This window comes from Erythrobacter sp. JK5 (assembly GCF_018205975.1).
In the GTDB taxonomy this organism is placed as follows: Bacteria; Pseudomonadota; Alphaproteobacteria; order Sphingomonadales; family Sphingomonadaceae; genus Erythrobacter.
The window spans coordinates 191058-213634 of record NZ_CP073577.1 but is presented as its reverse complement, the minus strand read 5'-3'; the positions used below and the strand labels follow the sequence as shown (position 1 = coordinate 213634).

Here is a 22577-nt window from a genome sequence, read left to right as displayed (position 1 = left end):
ATCGAAACCATGAACCTGCACACACCCAAATCCGGCTTTTCCAGGCTTGACGGCGAAGGGTCCGTTCAGGTCCAGCTCGACCCGAACGATCGGATCAAGGGCGCGAAGGTGTTCGCGGTCTACGGCAAGGGCGGGATTGGGAAATCGACCACCTCGTCGAACCTCTCCGCGGCGTTCTCGAAACTCGGCCATCGGGTCCTGCAGATCGGCTGCGATCCCAAGCACGACAGCACCTTCACGCTCACCAAGAAGCTGATGCCGACCGTTATCGACGTGCTCGAAACGGTTGAATTCCATAGCGAAGAACTGCGGCCCGACGATTACATGTTCGAAGGCTACAACGGCGTGATGTGCGTCGAGGCAGGCGGGCCCCCGGCGGGCACCGGCTGCGGCGGCTACGTGGTGGGGCAGACGGTCAAGCTTCTCAAACAGCACCATTTGCTCGAAGACACCGATGTGGTGATCTTCGACGTCCTCGGCGACGTGGTGTGCGGCGGGTTTGCCGCTCCGCTCCAGCACGCCGAGCGGGCGCTGGTGGTTGCCGCGAACGACTTCGACAGCATCTTCGCGATGAACCGGATCGTCGCCGCGATCGGCGCGAAGGCGAAGAATTACGACGTGCGACTGGCCGGCGTGGTCGCCAATCGCAGCCGCGAGACCGACGAGATCGACCGGTTCTGCGACGAGATCGGCATGCAGCGGCTCGCGCATTTCCGCGATGTCGACGCGATCCGGCGCAGTCGCCTCAAGAAATGCACGCTGTTCGAAATGGGCGACGACCCCGAAGTGGTCGCTGCGCAGGACGAATATCTGCGCCTCGCCGCGATGCTGTGGGCTGGGGTCGAGCCTTCGACTGCACAGCCGATGAAAGACCGCGACATCTTCGATTTTCTGGGGTTTGAATGATGGCAACACGCTCTCCCTCGCTCTACGAAGCCGGTCCCTATGCCGAGCGCCGCGAAGCGCTCGCGAACTATTTTGACAGCACCGCCAAGCAGGCGTGGATCGACCTCACCTCCGACGCCAAGGTCAGCGGGATTCGCGCAACGGTGCGCGCGGGCCGCGAGGAAATGCGCACAACGCTACTCAGCTGGCTGCCGACGGACTTGCGCCGGACGCCGGTGCTCGACGCTGGGTGTGGCACGGGGGCGCTTTCGATCGGCGCGGCGTGCAGAGGGGCTGAGGTCACCGGGGTCGATGTCGCGGACGGCCTCGTCGACGTTGCGCGCGAGCGCACCCCCTCCTTCATCGGCCACGGACGTATCCGCTGGATCGCGGGCGACATGCTCGATCCCGCGCTCGGCACATTCGCGCATATCGTCGCGATGGATTCGCTGATCCACTACACGCCTGAAGACCTGGTCGATGCGATCGAGGAACTGAGCGAGCGTTGCACAGGCTCGATCCTGTTCACTTTCGCGCCGCACACGCGGCTGCTCGGCGCGATGCATCGGGTCGGCAAGGTCTTTCCCAAGAGCGATCGTTCGCCCGCCATCGTGCCCGTCGCCGAAGATGAGCTTTTCGACCGTCTCGCCCGCCTGCGCGGCTGGGTCATCGGTCGCACGCGGCGAGTCTCCAGCGGGTTTTATACCTCGCAGGCGCTCGAGCTGGTGAAGTGCGGATGAGCAAGACCGCTCGCCCTCCGATGAAGATCAGCCAGGCGATGATCGCCTGGTTGCCCTTTGCCGATGCGGCGAGCACCGAGCTGCCCTTGCCGCAGCTGCTGCGCCTGTCTTTGTTCCAGTTCAGCGTGGGCATGGCGGCGGTGCTGCTCAACGGCACGCTCAACCGGGTGATGATCGTCGAGCTGGGCGTGCCGACCTGGCTGGTTGCGCTGCTGATCGCGGTGCCGCTGCTGGTCGCGCCGTTTCGCGCGCTGATCGGGCACCGGTCCGACCGGCATGTTTCGGCGCTCGGCTGGCGGCGCGTACCCTATATCTGGTTCGGTTCATTGATGCAGTTCGGCGGGCTTGCGATCATGCCGTTCGCACTGCTGCTGCTGAGCCGTCCCGATACCTATCCGATCAGCGTCATCGCCGCCGCCGCGGCGTTCCTGCTCACGGGACTGGGCTTTCACATCACCCAGACTGCGGGCCTCGCGCTCGCGACCGATCTCGCGCCGGAGGACAAGCGCCCACGCGCGGTCGCGCTGCTCTATGTCATGCTGCTGGTCGGCATGATGTTCGCCGCCTTCGTGATCGGCGGTCTGCTGATCGAATTCACCCCGACCCGGCTGGTACAAGTGATCCAAGGTGCGGCTGTGCTGACGATGATCCTGAACCTCACCGCGTTGTGGAAGCAGGAAGCGCGCGCGCCCGAACGGACCAAGCCCGATCCCGATGCGCCGGGTTTTGGCGAACTGTGGCACACCTTCGTCAAGGACGGTCGCAATGCCCGGCTGCTGACCGCAATCGGCATCGGCGCGGCCGGGTTCGCGATGCAGGACGCGCTGCTCGAACCGTATGGCGGCGAAGTGCTCGGCCTGTCGGTCGGTACCACCACCGCGCTGACCGGCGCCTGGGCATTCGGAGCGCTGTTCGGCTTCCTGTTGTCGGGGCGCTCGCTCGCCAAGGGGGCGGACCCGCTGCGCATCGCCGGCACGGGCCTGGTTACCGGCGTGGCCGCGTTCCTGCTGATCCTGTTCGCCGCACCGTTCGGATCGCCCGTGATGCTGTTCGGCGGTGCAGCCGCGATCGGGCTCGGGCTCGGATTGTTTTCGGTCGGCACGCTGATCGAAGCGATGAACCTCGCGAAAAGCGAAACCGCAGGGCTCGCTCTCGGAGCGTGGGGCGCGGTGCAGGCAACCTGCGCCGGGGCGGGCATCGCGCTCGGCGGCGCGACCCGCGACGTGATGGCGTGGCTCGCCGCAGATGGCAGCCTGTCCGCCGTGCTCGCCACCCGCGCCACCGGCTATGGCACCGTCTACATTCTCGAAATCCTGCTGCTGCTGGCAGGCCTCGCCGCGATCGGACCGTTGGTCGGCCACGCTCGCAGAACCACCAACGATCCCCGGAACAGCGCAGGCCAGCCGTTCGGCCTGCGCGAGTTTCCGACCTGACACGTGGCTGCCGCCATGGCCGTCATACGAATGAGAGGAACGTACAATGCAAAGTGAAGGTGTCACATACATCGTCGGAACGTTCGACGTCGCCGAGCTGGCCTTCCTGGCCTTCTTCGTGTTCTTCATCGGGCTGGTCATCTATCTCAACCGCGAGAGCCGCCGCGAAGGCTATCCGCTGGAAGACGAAGTCACCGGGCGGGTCGACAGCGGCGTGCCGCTGACCGACGGCGGCAAGAAGACCTTCAGCCTGCCTCACGGACGCGGGACCTACATTCCCGAAGACGTGCCGCGCGACACCCTCGATATCGCTGCGAAACAGGCGTTCAACGGCCACGGCGCGCCATGGGTACCGACCGGCAACGCGATGCAGGACGGTCTCGGCGCGGCAGCCTATGCCAACCGTCAGGACTACCCCGATCTCACCTATGACGGGCGCCCGCGCATCGTTCCGATCGCCGACAGCCACGAAATCGCCATCGCTCCGCAGGATACCAATCCGGTCGGCCTGCCGGTCTACGACGCCAACAAGAAGCTGGCAGGCACCGTCAGCGACGTGTGGGTCGATCAGGCCGAACACATCATCCGCTACCTCGAAGTGACGACCAATTCGGGCAAGACAGTGCTTGCCCCGATGGGTGTCGCCGCGGTGCAGGGCAAGGGCCTGATGTTCGGCAATCTGACCCCACTGATCGATATCGACGCGATCACCGCCGACCAGTTCGACAACGTGCCGCCGATCGCCACGCCCGGCCAGATCACCCGGCTCGAGGAGGACAAGATCCAGGCGTATTACGGCGGCGGATACATGTATGCGACCGCGGAAAGGAGCGAGCCGTGGATCTGAACGCCGCCCCCGAGTTCTCGCCCGCGTTCATTGAAGAGCACGACGGCCCGACCGCCCATGGCGACCCGATGGGCACGCCCGCTGCGGACGAGAAAGTGCTGTGGAAGGGGCAGCCGAACCTGCCGATCCTTGCCCGGACGGCATTCCATACGCGCACAATCGCGATCTACTTCCTCGCGCTGGTCGCGATTTCTGCAGCAGCGGGGAACCTGGGCGCGGCGGTGGTCTGCACGGTGCTGGGCCTTTCGGCGATCGCCGTGCTGCACTTGCTCGCGTGGCGCAGCGCGCGGACCACGCTCTACATTCTCACCGATGCGCGGCTGATCATGCGGATCGGGATGGCGCTCGAGACCCGGATCAACATCCCGCTGAAGCATATCGGTGCGGCGCATCTCAATGATCGCGGCACCGGGCACGGCGATATCGCGCTCGAACTCAACGGCGATCGGATGCTCGGCCATGTGTTGCTGTGGCCGCACGTGCGCCCGTTCAAGTTCGCGATGCCGCAGCCGATGTTGCGCGCGGTGCCTGACGCGCAGACGGTCGCGGCGATGCTGGCCGACGCCTGCGCCGGGCATCAGGCGATCGAGCGAAATTTGACCGAGATCAAGGATGCGCCCGGCAAAGCCGCTACGCAGGCCAGGGGCGCTGTCCCGTCGGCCCGCCCCGGGACGCACGAAGGCATCCCGGACAATGGCCTGGAAGGAGTGCCCGCATGATCGTTGCCGCCATCGTCCGCACCTACGAGGAAGACGAATTCGCGATCCACAAGCTGCCGTTGATGATGATGGGCGGCGTGGTCGCGTTCTCGCTCGCGCTGACGACAATGGTGAGCTTCGGGATCTTCGAACGGCAGGCAATCCCGAGCGAAATCCGCGCAGCCGAGGGCACGCTGGCGATCGCCACCCGTTCGGTGCAGTTCTACGACGAGCCGGACGGCACGGTGCGGGTCGAGGACGCAGCCAGTGGTGCCGAGATCGCCCGTTTCGAACCCGGTACCGGCGGCTTCGTGCGCTCGACCGCGCGCAGTCTCGTCCACCAGCGTCGGATCAACGGGATCGGCCGCGCCACCCCGTTCGAACTGATCGAGTGGGACAACGGCGCGCTCACCCTTCGCGATACCACCACCGGCGGCACGGTCGAACTCGCGTCTTTCGGCAAGGATAACCGCGCGGTGTTCGCCGCGATGCTCGACAAGGGAGCCGAATGATGGGTGCGCGCGCAGCCGACATCGCCGGACGGACGACCCCAGCCGGCGCGAGGCGATTCGACACGCCCTGCACCATCACGGTCGAACAGAGCCCGGATCATTTCCATGCCCACGTCGATCTGGCTGACGGGATCGAGATGGAACCGGGCGACAAGGTGCGCGTGCACGGCGATCCCATAGCGATCCCGTTCGGCAGCAAGGCCGTGTTCGAGCGCACTGCCACGGTGACGCGCGCGGGACCGTTGAAACGCGCCCTCACCCGCTTCGCCGCCTATTTCGATTTGGCCGAGCTGTACGAAGTCAGTTTCAATGCCGGGAGGATCAAATGAACGCGCATTCTGCAATTGCCGCGGCACCGATCACCAAAGAAGACGCGATGGCCATCGCCACGCAGAACACGATGCTGAGCCCCCGGTTCTACACCACCGATTTCGACGCGCTCGACGCGATCGACGTTTCGAGCGTGCGCGGTGAGTGGGACGCGCTGATCGAGGAAATGATCGGCGATCCCAACAAGAAGCACTTCCGTCACAACGACAGCTTCACCGGCGTCATCGAAGGGCTGGAACCCGAACTTCGGGCGGAGTTCACCGATTTCCTCGTGAGTTCGCTGACCTCGGAGTTTTCGGGATGCGTGCTCTATGCAGAGATCGCCAAGCGGACCAAGAACCCCGACGTCAAGCAGCTATTCAAGCTGCTCGCGCGGGACGAGAGCCGCCACGCCGGCTTCATCAATGAAAGCCTGAAGGATGCCGGGATCGGCGTCGATCTCGGGTTCCTCACGCGGACCAAGAAATACACGTTCTTCAAGCCGAAATTCATTTTCTACGCGGTCTATCTGTCGGAAAAGATCGGTTATGCGCGGTACATCACGATCTACCGGCACCTGGCTGCGAACCCGCAGAACAAGTTCCACCCGATTTTCGACTGGTTCGAGGAATGGTGCAACGACGAGTTCCGCCACGGCGAGGCATTTGCGATGCTGCTGCGGTCCGACCCCAAGCTGCTGCAAGGAATGAACACGCTGTGGGTGCGGTTCTTCCTGCTGTCGGTCTACGCCACGATGTATGTGCGCGACCACAACCGCCCGGTGTTTCACAAGGCGCTGGGCGTCGACCCGACCGAATACGATTACCAGGTGTTCGAGATCACCAACCAGATCAGCCGGCAGGTCTTCCCGGTCGAGCTCGACATCGATGATCCGGCGTTCCGCCGCAGGATGGAAAACCTGCGGCAGGCGGCCCTGAAGATCGAAGCGGGCAAGGAGCGCGGCGGGATCGTCGGCCTCGCACAGCGCATCGCCGGGGCTGCGGGCGCAGGCTACAACTTCGCGCGGATGTATTTCCATCGCACCAGACCCAACACCCTGCCGCAATCGATCCGGCTCCAGCCCGCATGGTGAGCTGGAGCGGCCATATTGTACCGTTCGTGGTGACGGTCGCGATCTGGTTTGTCGCCACCGGGCTGATCGCCTGGGCGGACAACCGTGAGCGCCATACGTTTCTCAAGAGCCTGATCGTGGGCGGGATCGGCGGGGTTGCCGGGCTGATCACGATCCTTGTCGCATCGTGGTCGGTTTCGGTCGGCGCGGTCTATGCCGCCTTTGGCGGCGCGCTGCTGGTCTGGGCCTGGCACGAGATCGGGTTTCTCACGGGTGCCGCCGCCGGGCCGCGACGCACGCCTTGCCCGCCGCACTCGCGCGGTTTCGAACGTTTCGCACAGGCGAGCGCGACGGTGATGCATCACGAGATCGCTCTTGCGCTGACTGCGCTGATGCTGATCTCGCTATCGTGGAGTGCGCCCAACCAGATCGGTGCGACGGTGTTCGCGCTGATGTTCGGATTGCGGCTGCTGTCCAAGTTGAACCTGTTCTTCGGCGTGCCGAATTCGAGCACCGAAATGCTGCCGCCGCATCTCGATTACCTGAAGAGTTATTTCGGCCGCAACCGGATGACCGCGCTGCTGGCGCTCTCGATCGCGGCAATCATAGGTCTCGGCGGCTGGTTCGCCAGCCTCGCGATCGCCGCACCCGGCGGCAGCGCGGAGATGGTCGGCGCGACATTGCTGTTCGCACTGTGCCTGCTCGGCGCGCTCGAACACATATTTCTGGCGCTGCCGTTTCGCGACGGCCTGTTGTGGGGCTGGGCGCTGCCCCGGCGCGCCCGGACCGGGACGATGAGAGAACCGACATGACTTGGGAAACAGAGGGAAAGCCCATGGACTACGAAGCATTTTTCGCCAGCGAGCTCGACGCCGTGCGCGAAGAGGGGCGCTACCGCGTATTCACCGATATCAAGCGGCATCGCGGCAAGTTTCCGCAGGCGACGCGGTTCGTGGATGACGGGACGCAGGCGGTCACCGTGTGGTGTTCGAACGACTACCTCGGCATGGGCCAGCATCCCAAGGTGATCGAAGCGATGCATGACTGCCTCGACGAATGCGGCGCGGGCGCAGGCGGCACACGCAACATTTCGGGCACCAATCACTACCATGTCGAGCTGGAGCGCGAGCTGGCGGATCTCCACGGAAAGGAAGCGGCGCTGCTGTTCACCAGCGGCTACGTCTCGAACTGGGCGGGTCTCGGCACGCTCGCCAGCAAGATTCCCGGCTGCGTGGTGTTTTCCGACGCGCTCAACCATGCCTCGATGATCGAAGGCATCCGCCATTCCCGCGCGCCCTACACAATTTGGAAGCACAACGACGTCGAACATCTCGACAAGCTGCTGTCCGACTACGGGCCGGACGTACCCAAGCTGGTCGCGTTCGAGAGCGTCTATTCGATGGACGGCGACATCGCCCCGATCGCCGAAATCCTCGACGTCTGCGAAAAGCATGGCGCGATGAGTTATATCGACGAGGTTCACGCCGTCGGCCTCTACGGCCCGCGCGGCGGCGGCGTTGCGGAGCGCGAAGGCCTGATGGACCGGATCACCGTGATCGAAGGGACGCTGGGCAAGGCGTTCGGCGTGATGGGCGGCTATATTGCGGCTTCGGCAAGTCTGGTCGATTTCGTGCGCAGCTTCGCCAGCGGCTTCATCTTTTCGACCGCGCTGCCGCCGGCTGTCGCCGCGGGCGCAGCGGCCAGCATCCGCCACCTCAAGGACAGCGATCGAGAGCGCGAGCTGCAACGCGACCGGGTGAAGACGGTGCGGCGCAAGCTCGACATGATGGGCATCCCGCATCTCGACAACCCGAGCCACATCATCCCGGTGATGGTGGGCGACGCGAAGAAGTGCAAGATGATCAGCGACTGGCTGATGGACAATCACGGCATCTATGTGCAGCCGATCAACTATCCGACCGTGCCCGTCGGCACCGAACGGCTGCGGCTGACTCCGTCGCCGGTGCATGACGACGGCGATATCGACCGGCTGATCAACGCGCTCAGCGAAATCTGGTCGCAGTGCGAGCTGGCGCGGATGAAAACTGCCGCGTGACGACATTTGCGCCGCAGCGAGACTCCTCGCTCAGGCGGAAACGCACAGCTTGCAATCCAAACGAAAAAGGCGGCGTGGTCTACCCACGCCGCCCTTCGCAATTGCCGGGTTGAAGAGCTCAGTTGAGCATCGACGCCGCTTCTTCGAAGATCTCGTTGAATTCGCGTCCGGCGAGACCCGGATGGGTCACGGCCTTGGCGGCTTCGAGGTTCGAGGTCTTGCCGTCACCCTCGACGATGATCATCCCGATCATGCCGGCGGCATAGTGCGGCACGCACTTGTAGCCGTAGATGCCAGGCTTCGGCAGGACGTACGAGACTTCCTTGTTGATCTCGCCCTGCCATCCGCGCGCACCTTCAGGAAGCATCTCGGGGATAGAGGAGGACTGGTGGGTCGGATCGGTCGGCACGAACCGCACGGTATCGCCGACCTTCGCCATGATCAGACGCGGCTTGAACACCTGCAGACCACTCGCGTCGTCGGGATCGCGGGTGTACATCTGGATATCGATCACGGTGCCGTTGGCTTCGACTTCGGGCTCGGTCGAGGCGGCGGCATCCGCGGTTGCATCGGCATCCGCCGCAGGAACGGCTTCGCTCTCTTCGGCGGTCGGCTCCTGATACGGGCTTTCGCCACAGGCCGACAAGGTAACGAGGCTCGCGAATGCGACCGCGCCAAGCAGTGTGTTACGCTTCATTCTTCTCTTCCCTTCGGTAACGTCTATCCGTCCGCGACAGCGCGGGTATTAATCCACTTTCGCAGGCATGGAAAGAAGGCGATCCCGCCCGCGCTTTCGCTGAGCGTCCCCCCGTCTATGCGCTGCCTCAACGCTTGAATCACGAAGGGTTTCCCGAAAATGTCGACCGGCGACCGATCGGTGGACCAGCAGCTAGCGGTTGCCTTGCCGGGCGTCGGCGCTAAACAGCGCCAATGGAACAGACAAAAACGCCTCGTCACGCATGGATCGCCTTCGGTCTGGCGCTCTTGCTGCCGGTCTATTTCGCGATTGCAGCGCTCGGAACGAAGATCGGCCTGTGGAGCTGGCAGACCGGGCTGCTGAGCCTGACCTTCGGGGCCGGGCCTTTCCTGCTTGGCATCGTCGCGGTAGTGGGACTGATCTCGCTGGTGCTGATCGTGCGCAAGGTGCCTCGCAAGGGATGGCCGCTCGCGGCGCTGGCGCTGATCGTGCCCGCCGCATTCGCGCTGGTCGGGCTGAGCGCGGCGGGCACGGCTGACGAGAACCCGATTCACGACGTTGCAACCGACACCGGCAATCCGCCGCAATTCTCCGCGGCGACGATGGCCGAGCGCGAACAGGCCGGGGCGAACCCGGTCCACGATTACCAGACACCGCTGCGCGATATCGAGATGTTCAAAGGCACGCCGCCCGAACTCTCGATCCAGTCGCACGCGCAGATCATCACCGAACGTTATGCCGGGCTCGCGCCGCTGCCGCTCGGCGGCGCAAGCCCGGCCGATGCGATCGCGGCAGTGGCTGCGGCGATGGGCGAAATGGGCTTCGAGAATATCCGCTCCGACGTCGAAACCGGGATGGTCGAAGGCGTGGCGGAAACCTTCTGGTTCGGGTTCAAGGACGACGTCGTTGCCCGGGTGGGCGAGAACCAGATCGATTTCCGCTCGGTCAGCCGCGTCGGGCGCAGCGATCTCGGCGCCAATGCCGAACGCATCCGGGTGCTGCGCGCAAAGACCGCGGCGCGGATCGGCCAGCGCTAGTCGCGGAACAGCGCGATCGCCGTCGCGCTGCGCTGGAATACCGTCATCACACAGAGCGCGGCGTAGCTGTATGCAATGACCGCGAACCACGCCGGGAACAGGCACATCGCGACGAACACCGCGATTGTTTCGGTGCCCTCGGCGAGGCCGGTGGAATAGAAGAAGCTCTTCTTTCCATGCGCCTCGGTCTGTGCGCCGCGCTCGGCGGCGATCACGGCGAAGGCGAGGAAGCTCACTCCGGTCAGCACGAAACTCGCCACCAGCACCAGCGCGGGAAGGGTGTTTGCGGCAGCCAGCACTCCGAAACCGAGCGGGATCGAAACGTAGAAGGCGAAGTCGGCGACGATGTCGAAATAGCCGCCCAGCGCGGTCGGCCCTCGCACCCGCGCGACCGCTCCATCGAGCCCGTCGAGCAGCCGGTTGGCGAGGATCAGCGCAAGGCCCAGCCAGACCTTGCCGGTCGCGATGGCAACCGCCCCGCCCAGCCCCAGCGCAAGCCCGCCGAATGTCAGCATGTTGGCCGTAATACCGATCCCGGCCAGCGCCCGGCCCGCGCGCGCCAGCGGCGGATCGATCAACGGGCGCAGCATCGCATCGAGCATCAGCCGTAACTCCCGAACGTCACCAGCCCGATCCATGCGCCCGTCATCGCGGTGGCGAGATTGCCCGCAATCCAGCTGCGGATGCCAAGCCCGGCCGCCTCGGCCCGGCGTTCGGGGCAGAGCGTGCCGATCGTCGAGACCAGCAGGCCGACGCTCGCCAGGTTGGCCACCCCGCATAGCGCGTAGGTGACGATCAGCAGGCTGCGATCCGAAAAGGTCCCCTCAGGCAATGCCGCGAGTTCGAGATAGGCGACATATTCGTTGAGGATCGCCTTGGTCCCCATGAGCCCGCCCGCCGCCTGCGCCTCGGCCCAAGGCACGCCGATCAGCCACATCAGCGGCGCAAAGGCCCAGCCGAACGCGCGCTTCAATGTCAGCGGCTCGTCGCCCACCAGCGGCAGCAATGCCAGCGCCTGGTCGGCCAGCGATACCAGCGCGAACACCACGATGATCACCGCGATCACCGCGAGGAACAGCTGCATCCCATCCATTGTGCCCTTCACGATCGCATCGATGCTGCTTTCGTATTTGAGGCCCGGTTCGTTGTCGTTGCCTTCGTCTTCGCCCGTCTCGGTCGTCCCTTCGCCCGGCACCATCAGCTTCGCGATCAGCAGTGCTGCGGGCAGCGACACCAGCGAGGCCGAGATCATGTGCCCCACCGCATCGTCGACCGTTTCGCGCAGCGTGGTCGCATACAGGATCAGGATCGCGCCGCTGATCGTCGCCATCGCCAGCACCATCACCTGGAACAGCTCGGCGCGGCTCATCTTCGCGAAATAGGCGCGCACCACCAGCGGGCTTTCGACCACGCCGAGAAACATGTTGGCCCCGCCCGACAGGCCGACCACACCGCTGACGCCGAGGGTGCGGCGCAGCAGGAACGACAGCCCGTTCACCAGCCAGCGCAGCACGCCCCAATGCCAAAGCAGCGCCGCGAGCGCGGAGAACACGATTACCAGCGGCAGGATCTGAAACGCAATGATCAGAGGCGGTTGCACGCCATCCTTCAGTTCGAAAGGCAGGGGCGCGCCGCCGAGATACCCGAACATGTAGGACGACCCGTCGAGCGTCGCGCGCTCGATCGCTGCCACCCCTTCGTTGGCGTAACCCATCAGCGCCCATACGAACGGCACCCGCACGATCAGCAGCGCCAGCGCAGCCTGCAATGCCAGCGCGCCCAGCACCCAGCGCCAGCCGGGATGCGCGCGGCGATCCTCGCTCAGTCCCCATGCGATCAGCAGCAGGACCGCGATCCCGGCGATCCCGCGCAGCTGGTCGAAGATGTCCAATACCGTCCCCTAGATTTCGGTGTCGGAAGCCTTCTTGCCGAAAAGACTGTCGAGCGCCAGCGTGTCGAAGCGGCGCAGCGCAATCAGCGCGAGCGCGGCGCCCGCCACCGTGAGCGACGGGAAAAACAGGATATTCGCATCGTCCGGACTGGCGAACAGATACTCGCCGAACGGATCGAGGAAATGCCGCCACAGCGGGATCGCTCCGCCGACCAGGATAACCGCCGATCCGATCAGCGTGTATGTGCGGAACAGACCAAGGATCACCAGCAACCCGAGCGCGATTTCGGCCCAGCCGTAAGCCAGCTGCAGCGTGACATCGGAGCCGACGCCGCTGTAATATTTGTCGGCCAGGCCCTGACCCATGCCTCCGACCGCGCGAACCAGACCCCAAACAACCAGCAGCCCACCGGTGCCGATGCGCATGATGAGGAGGGAAATCTTGGTCAGCATAATCGTGTCTCCGAAACGCGCGACGGGTTATCCGCGTCGCCAGTTGAAATATTTCTCGACCCATTTGAGCACGGCTTCGGGCTTGTTGGCCTTCTTCCAGTTGCCCGCGGCGAACTTGTTGGCTTCGGCCATGGTCGGGTAGGAATGGATCGTGCCGAGGATCTTGTTGAGGCCGATATTGTGCTTCATCGCCAGCACATATTCGGCCAGCAGCTCGCCCGCATGGGCACCGACGATGGTCGCGCCCAGAACTTTGTCCTTGCCCGGCGGGGTCAGCACTTTGACGAAGCCCCTGGTCTCGCTCTCGGCGATCGCGCGGTCGAGATCGTCGAGCTCGTAGGTGGTAACCTCGTAGTCGGTGCCCTGCTCCTTTGCCTCGGTTTCGTTGAGGCCGACGCGGGCGAATTCGGGATCGAGGAAGGTTACGGCCGGGATCACGCGGTAATCGGCCTTGAACTTGCGGAACTGGCCGAACAGCGCGTTGACGCTGGCGTACCAGGCCTGGTGGCTCGCCACGTGGGTGAACTGGTACGGCCCGGCGACGTCGCCCGCAGCGAAGATGTTGGGGAACTTGGTCGCGAGGAACTCGTCGGTCGTGACGGTCCGGTTGGTGTCGACGCCAAGTTCCTCCAGCCCGAAACCGGTCAGCCGCGCCTTGCGCCCGACCGCGACGATCAGCGTGTCGAAGCCGATTTCGCGCGTGCCGCCTTCGTACTCGGCGAAGAGGGTGCCGCCCTCGACCGTCACCGCCTTGTGCCCGGTAAGCACGTCGACCCCGGCGTCTTCGAGCACCGATTTGGCCAGTGCCGAAACGTCCTCGTCCTCGCGGCCGAGCACGCGGTCTTCCATCTCGACCTGAGTCACCTTCGAGCCGAGCCGCGCAAGTGCCTGTGAAAGCTCGCATCCGATCGGTCCACCGCCCAGCACCGCGACGCGTTCGGGCGCCGCATCCATCTGCGCAAAGGCGACCCACATCGTCTCGCTGGTGAGGTAGTCGCTGCCCTCGATCCCCTCGATCGGCGGGACCATTGGCTCCGCCCCGCTGGCGATGATGATGCTGCGCGCGGTGAGCTTCTGCGTCCCGCCGTCATTGAGGGCGATCTCGACCGTCCACGGGTCGAGAAACTTCGCGTAGCCCTTGACCACATCGACCCCGAGCCCGGTGTAGCGCTCGACGCTGTCGTGAGGCTCGATCGCCTTGATCGTGTCCATCACCCGCGCGATCGTGTCGCGGAACGGCACGTCGGGTTCAACGGGTTTGAGGCCATACTTGTCGGCATGCCGCATGGTTGCGGCGACCTTGGCGCTCTTGATCAGCGCCTTCGACGGCACGCATCCGGTGTTGAGGCAGTCGCCGCCCATCTCGTTGGCTTCGACCAGCGTCACCTTGGCCTTCACCTGCGCGGCGATATAGGCCGAGACGAGGCCAGCAGAACCTGCCCCGATTACAATGAGATTCCGGTCGAAGCTCTTCGGCTTGCTGAAGCCTTTGTAAACCTTGCGCCGCTTCATCACGCCGATGATCCCCTTGGCGATCCACGGCACGAAGGCGAGGAACACGAACGATCCGATCAGCATTGGGGAGAGCAGGCCGGAGGTGCTTTCGATCTGCGCCAGCTGCGTGCCCGCATTCACATAGGCGATCGTGCCGAGCAGCATCCCGATCTGGCTCACCCAGGCGAAGGTCCAGGTCCTGATCCGCGTGAGTCCCATGACGAGGTTGATCACGAAGAACGGGAAGATCGGGATCATCCGCAGGCTGAAGAGGTAGAAAGCGCCGTCGCGCTCCAGCCCCTGATTGATCGCCTTCAACCGCTCGCCGAACCGGCTTTCGACGCTGTCGCGCAGGACGTAGCGCGAGGCGAGGAAGGCGAGCGTCGCACCGATGGTCGAAGCGAAGGAGACGAGGATCGTGCCCGTCACCAGCCCGAACAGCGCGCCCGCCGCCAGCGTCATGATCGCCGCACCGGGCAGCGAGGCGGCGGTCACCGCGACATAGATCAGGAAGAATGCACCCAGCACCAGCGCCGGATTTTCGCGATAGAACGTGTCGATATCGGCCGCGATCTGCTTGATCCCCTCGAGCGAGAGATACGCTCCGAGATCGAAGTAGAAATAGGCCGCAACGATGGCGGCCAGCGCGGCGAGGATGGCGATCTTCTTCATGGTTGCCCCTTGAATGGCCGGGTTCGCGCCGTGACGGCGATTGGTTACGAGTGGCTTGAGATATGCGCGTAAGTGTCGATCCAGCTGGTGTCTATCCGGCTCTTGAGCCGTGCGACCCAGCGCCCCTGCGCGGACACGGGGCCGTAACTGGCGATGGCGGAGCCGTTGCCGGTCGACAGCAGATAGAGGCTGGCAGGGCGGGGGCGGTAGGACTTGCCCGGCGGTAGTCCATTCGCCGCCGCCCGCAAGTTGGCCGCCAGCACCGGACCTGCGCGAACCGCGTGCACCCCCGAATGCGGGACGTCTCGGTCTTGTCTGGAGGCGACATCGCCGACCGCGAAAATATGCGGATGCAAGATCGAGCGTTGGTGCCGATCGACCGCGATGAAGCCGTCTGTGTCGCAGGCCATCCCGCTTGCGCGCGGCCATTCGGGCGCAGCGCTTCCGAGCGCGGCGACGATCAGGTCCACCGGCTCGAGCGCGGCGTCCCCGGCGATCAGCGTGCCGTCATCGATCCGGGCATCGACCTCGATCAGCCCGATGGCTTGCGCCGCGAGTTCGGCGCGCACCCGGCGTCGGACCGAGCGCGAGAAACCGGGCAGCAGCCCGTCGTTTCCCGCGACCAGCAGCACTTCGGGTCGCGGCGCGATGGCGCTCGCATTGCGCAGGGCAAAGGCGATTTCGACCCCGCCCGCGCCGCCTCCGACGATCGCGATCCGGTCGGACCGGGACTGCGCATGCAATCTTCGCACGAATTCGGCGATCGGACGGATATCGAGCACCCTCGGATCCTCGCCGAGGACAGCCCGGGCGCGGCCCACCCCGCCACTGTCGATCGAGGCGATATCGAATGCGATTTCCTGCCCATTTTCGGTGAAGGCCATTCGCCTATCGGGGGCGATGCGAGCGCACCGGTCGAGCACCAGTTCGACGCCCGCTTGGCGCGCAAGTCCGGCGAGATCGACCAGCCCCTCGTCGCGCCCGTATTGCCCACTGATCCAGCCGGGAACCATGCCCGAATATCTCAGCGTCGGATGCGGGGTCAGCAATGTCGCCCGGCGGGCAGGCAGGCCGCTTCGGACCCAGTCGGCGAGGACCGCGACATGCGCATGCCCTCCGCCGATCAGCAGCAGGCGCGCGTCGTTCACGCGCTCCCGCGGGCGGCCCGTGCGATCGCGACCGCTTCTTCGGCTAGGCGCGTCACCGCGGCGAAATCGCCCGATCCGACCGCGTCCTTGGGCGTCAGCCAGCTGCCGCCGCACGCCAGCACCTGCTCGACCGCCAGGAATTCGGCGAGATTGCCCGCCGACACGCCGCCAGTCGGCATGAACCGCATTTCGCGGAAAACCGACGCGAACGCCTTGAGCATCGGCACCCCGCCCGCAAGGCTCGCGGGGAAGAACTTCACTTCGCGCAGGCCGAGCGCATAGGCGCGCTGCACCTCGCCGGCGGTCATGGTACCGGGATAAAACGGGATTTTCTGGTCGATGCAGTAATGCGCGATGTCATCGACCAGGCCGGGGCAGACGATGAATTCGGCGCCCGCCTGGTGCACCTCTTTCGCCATATCGAGCGTCAGCACGGTACCCGCGCCGACGATCATGCCTTCGCCTTCGGCCAGCATCCTCTTCATCCCTTCGAGCGCGCCGTCGCTGCGCAGCACCACCTCGATCACGCCGAGCCCTCCGGCCTTCAGCGCCTCCGCAGTCGCCAGCGCCTTGCCGGGATCGCTCTCGTTCACGAGCGGCACGACGGGGGCGGATTGCAGTGTATCGGCAAGCGTGGACATGAAGGTTCCTTTCCGGACAGCGAAAGCTCGCACTCTCTTGGAATTGCGACACGCGATTGGCCAGCCCAAATTTCGATCGCGAGAGCCCGCGCGGCCGCAGCCGGTCTCCGGTATCGGGCTCCCCACGCATTGCGCAACAATGGGATGCAAGCCCCGAAACCACTGCTATGGTCGATCGCAAGCCAACGGGAGCGGGCATGAGCAACGAAGCAGAACCGGGCACCAGCGCAGAGAGGGGCGAAGAGATGTCGCCCGGGTCCAACGATACCAGCGAGCGGGAAAACGCCTACTGGCGCGCGAATATCCGGCTGCTGCTGTCGCTGCTGGCGATCTGGTTCGCCTGCTCGTTCGGAGCCGGAATCCTGCTGCGCGACTTCCTCGACCGGTTCATGCTCGGCGGCTACCCGCTCGGGTTCTGGTTCGCCCAGCAGGGCTCGATCTACGTCTTTATCGTGCTGATCTTCGTCTACGTCGTCCGGATGCGGCAGATCGAGCGCAAGTTCGATCTCGACGACTGACGCGCATGGACACGCAGACCCTGATCTACCTGTTCGTGGGCGGCAGTATCGCGCTGTATATCGCCATCGCGCTGTGGAGCCGCGCGGGATCGACGCGGGATTTCTACGTTGCCGGCGGCGGAGTGAATCCGGTGGTGAACGGCATGGCCACCGCCGCCGACTGGATGAGCGCCGCCAGCTTCATCTCGATGGCGGGGATCATCGCGTTCGCCGGCTACGATGGCTCGGTGTACCTGATGGGCTGGACCGGCGGCTATGTGCTGCTCGCGCTGCTGCTCGCGCCGTATCTGCGCAAGTTCGGCGAATACACCGTGCCCGATTTCATCGGAACGCGGTACTATTCCAGGACCGCGCGGGTGGTCGCGGTGATCTGCCTGATCTTCATCAGCTTCACCTACATCGCCGGGCAGATGCGCGGGGTCGGGATCGTGTTCTCGCGCTTCCTCGATGTCGAAATCACGCTGGGAGTGATCATCGGGATGGGGATCGTCTTCGTATACGCCGTGCTCGGGGGATGAAGGGGATCACCTACACCCAGGTCGCGCAATATTGCGTGCTGATCTTCGCCTATATGGTCCCGGCCTTCTTCCTCAGCTTCATGATCACCGGCAACCCGATCCCGCAAGTCGGGCTCGGTTCGGAAGTTGCGGACGGATCGGGGCTGTACGTGCTGGAGAAGCTGAATCTCGTCCTGCTGGACCTCGGGTTCGGGCAGTACACCGACGGCTCGAAGAGCATGATCGACGTGTTCTGCATCACGCTGGCGCTGATGGTCGGCACCGCAGGCCTGCCGCACGTGATCGTGCGGTTCTTCACCGTGCCCAAGGCTTCGGATGCGAGACTCTCGGCGGGGTGGGCGCTGGTGTTCATCGCGCTGCTCTACACCACGGCTCCGGCGGTGGGCGCGTTCGCCCGGATCAACTTCATCGATAGCGTGGACGAGACCAGCTATTCGCAGGCGCCCGGCTGGTTCGGGAACTGGGAGGCCAATGGCCTGATCGCCTACCAGGACAAGAACGGCGACGGGGTGATGCAGTACCGGGCGGGCGATCCGTTCGACGGTGCGCCCGAATTCACCGGCGCGACCGGTGCCTCGGGCGAGCGGCTGGTGGCCAATGCACCCAATGCCGAAAGCGCCAACGAGGTTTATGTCGATCGCGACATCATGGTGCTGGCCAACCCCGAGATCGGCAACCTGCCGGGCTGGGTGATTGCGCTGGTCGCGGCGGGGGGCCTCGCCGCCGCGCTGTCCACCGCTGCGGGATTGCTGCTCGTGATTTCGAGCTCAGTCAGCCACGATCTGCTCAAGCGGACCTTTGCACCGAACATCACCGAAAAACGCGAACTGCTCGCGGCGCGCCTCGCCGCCACGGCCGCGATCGTGGTCGCGGGCTATCTCGGCATCTATCCGCCCGGATGGGTGGCGCAGGTGGTCGCGTTCGCCTTCGGACTGGCGGCGGCGAGCCTGTTTCCGGCGATCTTCATGGGCATTTTCTTCAAGGACATGAACCGCGAAGGCGCGATTGCTGGCATGGTTTCGGGCCTTGCCTTCACGTTCGGATACATCCTCTACTTCAAGCTGATGAATCCGGCAGCGAATTCGGCTGACAACTGGCTGATGGGCATCTCGCCCGAAGGGATCGGGGTGGTTGGGATGGCGATCAATTTCGCGATCGCGATCGCGGTCGCCAGCGTCACCGCCGGGACACCGCCCGAAATTCGCAAGCTGGTCGACTCGATCCGCGTTCCGCGCGGAGCCCGAGAAGCGTACGAGCACTGAGCCGCTAGCGATTCTGACGCCCTTCGATCAGGCTTTCGACCACGCCCGGATCGGCTAGCGTCGAGGTGTCCCCCAGCGCACCGAAATCGTTCTCGGCAATCTTGCGCAGGATCCGGCGCATGATCTTGCCGGAACGGGTCTTGGGCAGCGCAGGCGTGAGGTGGATGTGATCGGGCGTTGCGATCGGGCCGATTTCCTTGCGCACATGCGCACGCAGTTCGGCGACCAGTTCGTCTGACGCCTCGGCATCGGCGTTCAGCGTGACGTAGCAATAGATGCCCTGCCCCTTGATCTCGTGCGGATATCCCACGACCGCCGCCTCGGCGACCTTATCGTGCAGCACCAGCGCGCTTTCGACCTCGGCGGTGCCCATCCGGTGGCCCGAGACGTTGATGACATCATCCACGCGCCCGGTGATCCAGTAATACCCGTCCGCATCGCGCTTGCACCCATCGCCGGTGAAGTATTTGCCCTTGTAGGTGCGGAAATAGGTCTGCACGAACCGCTCGTGATCGCCGTAGACGCTGCGCGCCTGCCCAGGCCAGCTGTGCGTGATGCACAGGTTCCCGTCGGTCGCGCCATCGAGCACCGCGCCCTCGTTATCGACCAGCTGCGGCTGCACACCGAACATCGGCAGCCCCGCGCTGCCGGGTTTCATGTCGTGCGCGCCGGGCAGCGTCGTGATCATGCAGCCGCCGGTTTCGGTCTGCCACCAGGTGTCGATGATCGGGCAGCGCCCTTCGCCCACGACATCGAAATACCAGCGCCATGCTTCGGGATTGATCGGTTCGCCCACGCTGCCGAGCAGCCGCAGCGAAGACCGATCGCGGCTGGTGACGAAATCGTCGCCCTCTCGCATCAGCGCCCGGATCGCGGTGGGTGCGGTGTAGAGGATGTTGACGCCGTGCCTGTCGACCACGTCCCAGAACCGGCCGTGATCGGGATAATTGGGCACCCCCTCGAACACCAGGCTGGTCGCACCGTTCATCAGCGGACCGTAGACGATGTAGCTGTGCCCGGTGACCCAGCCGATATCGGCGGTGCACCAGTACACCTCGCCCGGCTGGTAATCGAAGATGTAGTGGAACGTGGTCGCGGTCCAGACGCCGTAGCCGCCGGTGGTGTGCAGCACGCCCTTGGGCTTGCCGGTCGAGCCTGAGGTGTAAAGTATGAACAGCGGGTCTTCCGCCGCCATCACTTCGCACGGGCAGTCGGCATCCGATGCAAGATCGTGGAACCAGCGATCGCGCCCGCTCACCATCGGCACGTCGCGCCCGGTGTGCCGGACCACCAGCACCCCGTCCACCGCGACCCCGTCGCGTGCGAGCGCGGCATCGACATTGGCCTTGAGCGGGACGCTCTTGGTCCCGCGCAGCCCTTCGTCGGCGGTGATGACGAAGCGGCTTTCGCAATCGGTGATGCGGCCTGCCAGCGCTTCGGGCGAAAACCCGCCGAACACCACCGAATGGATCGCCCCCAAGCGCGCACAGGCGAGCATCGCGGTCACGCCTTCGACGATATTGGGCATGTAGATCGTTACCCGCTCGCCCTTCGTCACGCCGAGCGCTTTCAGTGCGTTCGCCATCCGCACGACTTCGCCGTGAAGCTCGCGATAGGTCAGCGTGCGCCCGGGCGCGGCGGGATCGTCAGGCTCAAAGATGATCGCGGTATCGTCTCCGCGCGTCTCCAGATGCCGATCGACCGCGTTGTGGCACAGGTTCAGCGTGCCGTCCTCGAACCATCGGATATCGACAGGGTCATAGGACCACTCGCCGCCCCTGGTCGGTGCGCTGAACCAGTCGAGCCGCTGCGCCTGTTCCAGCCAGAAGCCGTCGGGATCGCGCACCGAGCGCGCGTACATCTCCCGGTATTGCTCGGCGGTGCAATGCGTTGCGCGCTGGGTTGCGGGACGCGCGACGGCGTGATCCATGGCTGGTCTCCTGTCTCCGTCCCTGCTCTAGCCGAGCGCGACCCGACAATGCCACCGTCAAAATGCGACGGCCCCGCCAGCGCTCTGCTGACGAGGCCGTTCGGTGGGTTGGATCAGGATCAGAAGCGGTAAGCGACACCAGCACTCAGCACCCACGGATCGAGATTGTGCTCATTCTCGATCACCAGCGTGTTGCCGACAAACCACCGCGCGGTCGTGCCGATGAAATAACGCTTTGCATCGAGCGTGACCCCGAAACCCTCGTCACCGACCGGAATGTCAACGCCCGCCTGCAGCACGAACCCGAACTCATCGGAAAGTGTCGTGTTCGTAACGCCAAGCGGGCGCGTTCCGGCTGCATCGTCGTCGACGTCGAGCCAGACGAAATAGGCCACCCCGGCCCCCGCATAGGGCCTGATACCGCCCGCATCGAAATGGACTTTTGCCGTCACGGTCGCCGGAAGCAGGAGCGCATCGGAGACGAGCTCGGTTCCACCGGGAAGCCCCGATACCGCATCGACATCGTGCAGAGTCGTCCCGGCGATCGTCTCGACCGAGAAATTCTCGCTGATGAAGTATTCGACGGCGATCGTCGGGACGAAATTGTCGTTGGCCTTTGTGTCGGTGCCGGCGGGCAGTCCGACCAGATCGACATTGGTCTGGTCGATCTCCCCATCGGGCAGAACCCCGGTGCCAAGCACCTTCACCTGCACATCGCCCGCGCGATCCTGGGCGATGGCGGGCGTGGCGGCGAGAGCGATCCCGGCGCTTGCGATCACGGTCAGTGTCTTCATCATTCCTCCTATCGAGCAACATCGACCAGCCTGACGGTCGAGAGAGATTGCTGCTTCGGGGCGCCCGATAGGCTGCATGCCGCCGCGACTTCATTGATCCGGATCAAAGACCGCCGGACAGCGCTGCGCCATCAACAGGCCCCATCATGGCAAGCCTCACCCTCTCTCCCGAGATCGCGTGCATGGCGGCATTCCGCACGGCGGTGCCGTTCGGCAACGGCCCGTCGGACACCGCCGACCGGTTGTGCGCGATCGGCAGGTATCGGGGGCTTGCGCGGGGTCAGGAACTGCGCGCCGATCCGGAGGAGGACCGGCTGGTGTTCATCGCCGAAGGATGCGCAAAGCTCGCCGCGAAGTCGTCTTGCGCGTCAGCCGGGCAGGCCTGTTCGTCGACCACCAACACCCATATCCTCGCCTTTCATTTCCCGGGCGAAATCGTGTCGGTCCTGCGCCGGTCGGATGGCGATTTTAGGCTCGTCGCGCTGGTCGATCTCGATCTCGTGGCGTTTCCATCGATCGAATTCCTCGACATCGCGCAGGACGATCCGGTCGTGCTGCGCTCGGTCCTGAGCCGCTCGCTCGAGGCGCTGCATCGCAGCCGCACCAAGATGATGCGGCTCGGCCACAAATCAGCGCGTCAGCGGATCGCGGACTTTCTCGTCTCGATGGCCGAACGCCTCGAAGGCCGTACCGCCGGAGCATGCGAGTTCGCGCTGCCGATGAGCCGCCGCGACATCGGGGACAGCCTGGGCCTCAAGATCGAAACCGTCAGCCGCCAGTTCACCGAGCTGCGCGAAGCGGGCCTGATCGAGACCGAGGGACGCTCGCACGTCCGCCTGACCGACATTGCCGCGCTGGCCGAAGAGGCCGGCCGGACCCCGATCCGGGAAAAACCACCGCAAAATTGATCTGCATCAAATACCGCAAAATCAGGCCGCGCTAGGCGCTTGGCGGGCACGGAAGGGATTAT

General features: G+C 64.8%; 22 protein-coding genes and 1 pseudogene. 14 read left to right on the top strand and 9 right to left on the bottom strand.

Translation table 11 applies throughout. From position 1 onward, the window contains the following. The first annotated feature begins 9 nt into the window (after positions 1-9). From bchL to hemA, 10 genes are read left to right on the top strand one after another with little or no spacing between them, the layout of a single operon-like run. Complete coding sequence (gene bchL, locus KDC96_RS00920; RefSeq protein WP_212449908.1) at positions 10-906, top strand: ferredoxin:protochlorophyllide reductase (ATP-dependent) iron-sulfur ATP-binding protein; 897 nt, start codon at positions 10-12, stop codon at positions 904-906. Next, a complete protein-coding gene (bchM, locus tag KDC96_RS00915) occupies positions 906-1625 on the top strand; it encodes a magnesium protoporphyrin IX methyltransferase (RefSeq protein WP_212452260.1) in 720 nt (239 codons plus the stop codon). The genes bchL and bchM overlap by 1 nt, the downstream gene beginning before the upstream one ends. Further along, positions 1622-3058, top strand: a complete 1437-nt coding sequence (locus tag KDC96_RS00910; protein WP_249171864.1) for a BCD family MFS transporter — start codon at positions 1622-1624, stop codon at positions 3056-3058. Before bchM ends, KDC96_RS00910 begins: the two co-directional genes overlap by 4 nt. Positions 3059-3104: 46 nt before the next feature. Continuing rightward, positions 3105-3905: a photosynthetic reaction center subunit H gene (puhA, locus tag KDC96_RS00905; protein WP_212449906.1), complete on the top strand. Its 801-nt coding sequence runs from the start codon at positions 3105-3107 to the stop codon at positions 3903-3905. Beyond that, entirely contained in the window at positions 3896-4624 is a 729-nt protein-coding gene (gene puhB, locus KDC96_RS00900; protein ID WP_249171863.1) for a photosynthetic complex putative assembly protein PuhB, read from the top strand. The genes puhA and puhB overlap by 10 nt, the downstream gene beginning before the upstream one ends. Continuing rightward, positions 4621-5115, top strand: coding sequence for a photosynthetic complex assembly protein PuhC (puhC, locus tag KDC96_RS00895; protein WP_212449903.1), 495 nt, complete (start codon positions 4621-4623; stop codon positions 5113-5115). The genes puhB and puhC overlap by 4 nt, the downstream gene beginning before the upstream one ends. Then, positions 5115-5444: a hypothetical protein gene (locus tag KDC96_RS00890; protein ID WP_212449901.1), complete on the top strand. Its 330-nt coding sequence runs from the start codon at positions 5115-5117 to the stop codon at positions 5442-5444. The genes puhC and KDC96_RS00890 overlap by 1 nt, the downstream gene beginning before the upstream one ends. After that, complete coding sequence (acsF, locus tag KDC96_RS00885; RefSeq protein ID WP_212449900.1) at positions 5441-6517, top strand: magnesium-protoporphyrin IX monomethyl ester (oxidative) cyclase; 1077 nt, start codon at positions 5441-5443, stop codon at positions 6515-6517. The genes KDC96_RS00890 and acsF overlap by 4 nt, the downstream gene beginning before the upstream one ends. Next, complete coding sequence (gene puhE / locus KDC96_RS00880; RefSeq protein ID WP_212449899.1) at positions 6511-7308, top strand: putative photosynthetic complex assembly protein PuhE; 798 nt, start codon at positions 6511-6513, stop codon at positions 7306-7308. The genes acsF and puhE overlap by 7 nt, the downstream gene beginning before the upstream one ends. A gap of 23 nt (positions 7309-7331) precedes the next feature. Next, positions 7332-8552: a 5-aminolevulinate synthase gene (hemA, locus tag KDC96_RS00875; protein WP_212449898.1), complete on the top strand. Its 1221-nt coding sequence runs from the start codon at positions 7332-7334 to the stop codon at positions 8550-8552. 118 nt (positions 8553-8670) lie between these two features. On the opposite strand, the gene KDC96_RS00870 is transcribed toward hemA, so the two are convergent. Further along, positions 8671-9249, bottom strand: coding sequence for a pseudoazurin (locus tag KDC96_RS00870; RefSeq protein ID WP_212449897.1), 579 nt, complete (start codon positions 9247-9249; stop codon positions 8671-8673). Between the two features lie 233 nt (positions 9250-9482). Between KDC96_RS00870 and KDC96_RS00865 the strand changes: the two genes are divergently transcribed. Continuing rightward, the gene (locus KDC96_RS00865) at positions 9483-10286 is read left to right on the top strand and encodes a DUF1499 domain-containing protein (protein ID WP_212449896.1); all 804 of its coding nucleotides are present in this window, start codon (positions 9483-9485) and stop codon (positions 10284-10286) included. Here the strand turns inward: KDC96_RS00865 and KDC96_RS00860 are convergent. From KDC96_RS00860 to KDC96_RS00835, 6 genes are read right to left on the bottom strand one after another with little or no spacing between them, the layout of a single operon-like run. Beyond that, positions 10283-10888: a CDP-alcohol phosphatidyltransferase family protein gene (locus KDC96_RS00860; RefSeq protein WP_212449895.1), complete on the bottom strand. Its 606-nt coding sequence runs from the start codon at positions 10886-10888 to the stop codon at positions 10283-10285. The genes KDC96_RS00865 and KDC96_RS00860 overlap by 4 nt on opposite strands. After that, positions 10888-12177, bottom strand: a complete 1290-nt coding sequence (locus KDC96_RS00855; protein WP_212449893.1) for a NupC/NupG family nucleoside CNT transporter — start codon at positions 12175-12177, stop codon at positions 10888-10890. Before KDC96_RS00855 ends, KDC96_RS00860 begins: the two co-directional genes overlap by 1 nt. A 9-nt stretch (positions 12178-12186) precedes the next feature. Continuing rightward, positions 12187-12630, bottom strand: a complete 444-nt coding sequence (locus KDC96_RS00850; RefSeq protein ID WP_212449891.1) for a hypothetical protein — start codon at positions 12628-12630, stop codon at positions 12187-12189. A 27-nt stretch (positions 12631-12657) separates the two neighbouring features. Then, entirely contained in the window at positions 12658-14796 is a 2139-nt protein-coding gene (locus KDC96_RS00845) for an FAD-dependent oxidoreductase (protein WP_212449888.1), read from the bottom strand. Between the two features lie 44 nt (positions 14797-14840). Beyond that, positions 14841-15944 carry an FAD-dependent oxidoreductase gene (locus tag KDC96_RS00840; RefSeq protein WP_212449886.1) on the bottom strand — a complete coding sequence of 368 codons (1104 nt, stop codon included), beginning with the start codon at positions 15942-15944 and terminating at the stop codon, positions 14841-14843. After that, a complete protein-coding gene (locus KDC96_RS00835) occupies positions 15941-16585 on the bottom strand; it encodes a bifunctional 4-hydroxy-2-oxoglutarate aldolase/2-dehydro-3-deoxy-phosphogluconate aldolase (RefSeq protein WP_212449885.1) in 645 nt (214 codons plus the stop codon). Before KDC96_RS00835 ends, KDC96_RS00840 begins: the two co-directional genes overlap by 4 nt. A gap of 197 nt (positions 16586-16782) precedes the next feature. Between KDC96_RS00835 and KDC96_RS00830 the strand changes: the two genes are divergently transcribed. Together KDC96_RS00830 and KDC96_RS00825 are read left to right on the top strand one after the other, a co-directional pair. Further along, positions 16783-17103, top strand: a complete 321-nt coding sequence (locus KDC96_RS00830) for a DUF4212 domain-containing protein (RefSeq protein ID WP_249171862.1) — start codon at positions 16783-16785, stop codon at positions 17101-17103. A 5-nt stretch (positions 17104-17108) separates the two neighbouring features. After that, positions 17109-18883: pseudogene (locus KDC96_RS00825) on the top strand (sodium:solute symporter family protein). 4 nt (positions 18884-18887) lie between these two features. On the opposite strand, the gene acs reads toward KDC96_RS00825, so the two are convergent. Both acs and KDC96_RS00815 read right to left on the bottom strand, forming a co-directional pair. Continuing rightward, positions 18888-20813: an acetate--CoA ligase gene (gene acs / locus KDC96_RS00820; RefSeq protein ID WP_212449882.1), complete on the bottom strand. Its 1926-nt coding sequence runs from the start codon at positions 20811-20813 to the stop codon at positions 18888-18890. A 119-nt stretch (positions 20814-20932) separates the two neighbouring features. After that, complete coding sequence (locus KDC96_RS00815; protein WP_212449880.1) at positions 20933-21607, bottom strand: OmpW family protein; 675 nt, start codon at positions 21605-21607, stop codon at positions 20933-20935. A 146-nt stretch (positions 21608-21753) separates the two neighbouring features. On the opposite strand from KDC96_RS00815, the gene KDC96_RS00810 reads away from it, so the two are divergent. Continuing rightward, entirely contained in the window at positions 21754-22515 is a 762-nt protein-coding gene (locus KDC96_RS00810) for a helix-turn-helix domain-containing protein (RefSeq protein WP_212449878.1), read from the top strand. Positions 22516-22577 lie beyond the last annotated feature (62 nt).

Excerpts from the sequence above, each read along its gene's own strand:
- bchL (WP_212449908.1), top strand. The coding sequence starts at position 10 with ATGAACCTGCACACACCCAAATCCGGCTTTTCCAGGCTTGACGGCGAA.
- bchM (WP_212452260.1), top strand. The coding sequence starts at position 906 with ATGGCAACACGCTCTCCCTCGCTCTACGAAGCCGGTCCCTATGCCGAG.
- KDC96_RS00910 (WP_249171864.1), top strand. The coding sequence starts at position 1,622 with ATGAGCAAGACCGCTCGCCCTCCGATGAAGATCAGCCAGGCGATGATC.
- puhA (WP_212449906.1), top strand. The coding sequence starts at position 3,105 with ATGCAAAGTGAAGGTGTCACATACATCGTCGGAACGTTCGACGTCGCC.
- puhC (WP_212449903.1), top strand. The coding sequence starts at position 4,621 with ATGATCGTTGCCGCCATCGTCCGCACCTACGAGGAAGACGAATTCGCG.
- KDC96_RS00890 (WP_212449901.1), top strand. The coding sequence starts at position 5,115 with ATGGGTGCGCGCGCAGCCGACATCGCCGGACGGACGACCCCAGCCGGC.
- acsF (WP_212449900.1), top strand. The coding sequence starts at position 5,441 with ATGAACGCGCATTCTGCAATTGCCGCGGCACCGATCACCAAAGAAGAC.
- puhE (WP_212449899.1), top strand. The coding sequence starts at position 6,511 with ATGGTGAGCTGGAGCGGCCATATTGTACCGTTCGTGGTGACGGTCGCG.
- hemA (WP_212449898.1), top strand. The coding sequence starts at position 7,332 with ATGGACTACGAAGCATTTTTCGCCAGCGAGCTCGACGCCGTGCGCGAA.
- KDC96_RS00870 (WP_212449897.1), bottom strand. The coding sequence starts at position 9,249 with ATGAAGCGTAACACACTGCTTGGCGCGGTCGCATTCGCGAGCCTCGTT.
- KDC96_RS00865 (WP_212449896.1), top strand. The coding sequence starts at position 9,483 with ATGGAACAGACAAAAACGCCTCGTCACGCATGGATCGCCTTCGGTCTG.
- KDC96_RS00860 (WP_212449895.1), bottom strand. The coding sequence starts at position 10,888 with ATGCTCGATGCGATGCTGCGCCCGTTGATCGATCCGCCGCTGGCGCGC.
- KDC96_RS00850 (WP_212449891.1), bottom strand. The coding sequence starts at position 12,630 with ATGCTGACCAAGATTTCCCTCCTCATCATGCGCATCGGCACCGGTGGG.
- KDC96_RS00845 (WP_212449888.1), bottom strand. The coding sequence starts at position 14,796 with ATGAAGAAGATCGCCATCCTCGCCGCGCTGGCCGCCATCGTTGCGGCC.
- KDC96_RS00835 (WP_212449885.1), bottom strand. The coding sequence starts at position 16,585 with ATGTCCACGCTTGCCGATACACTGCAATCCGCCCCCGTCGTGCCGCTC.
- KDC96_RS00830 (WP_249171862.1), top strand. The coding sequence starts at position 16,783 with ATGAGCAACGAAGCAGAACCGGGCACCAGCGCAGAGAGGGGCGAAGAG.
- acs (WP_212449882.1), bottom strand. The coding sequence starts at position 20,813 with ATGGATCACGCCGTCGCGCGTCCCGCAACCCAGCGCGCAACGCATTGC.
- KDC96_RS00815 (WP_212449880.1), bottom strand. The coding sequence starts at position 21,607 with ATGAAGACACTGACCGTGATCGCAAGCGCCGGGATCGCTCTCGCCGCC.
- KDC96_RS00810 (WP_212449878.1), top strand. The coding sequence starts at position 21,754 with ATGGCAAGCCTCACCCTCTCTCCCGAGATCGCGTGCATGGCGGCATTC.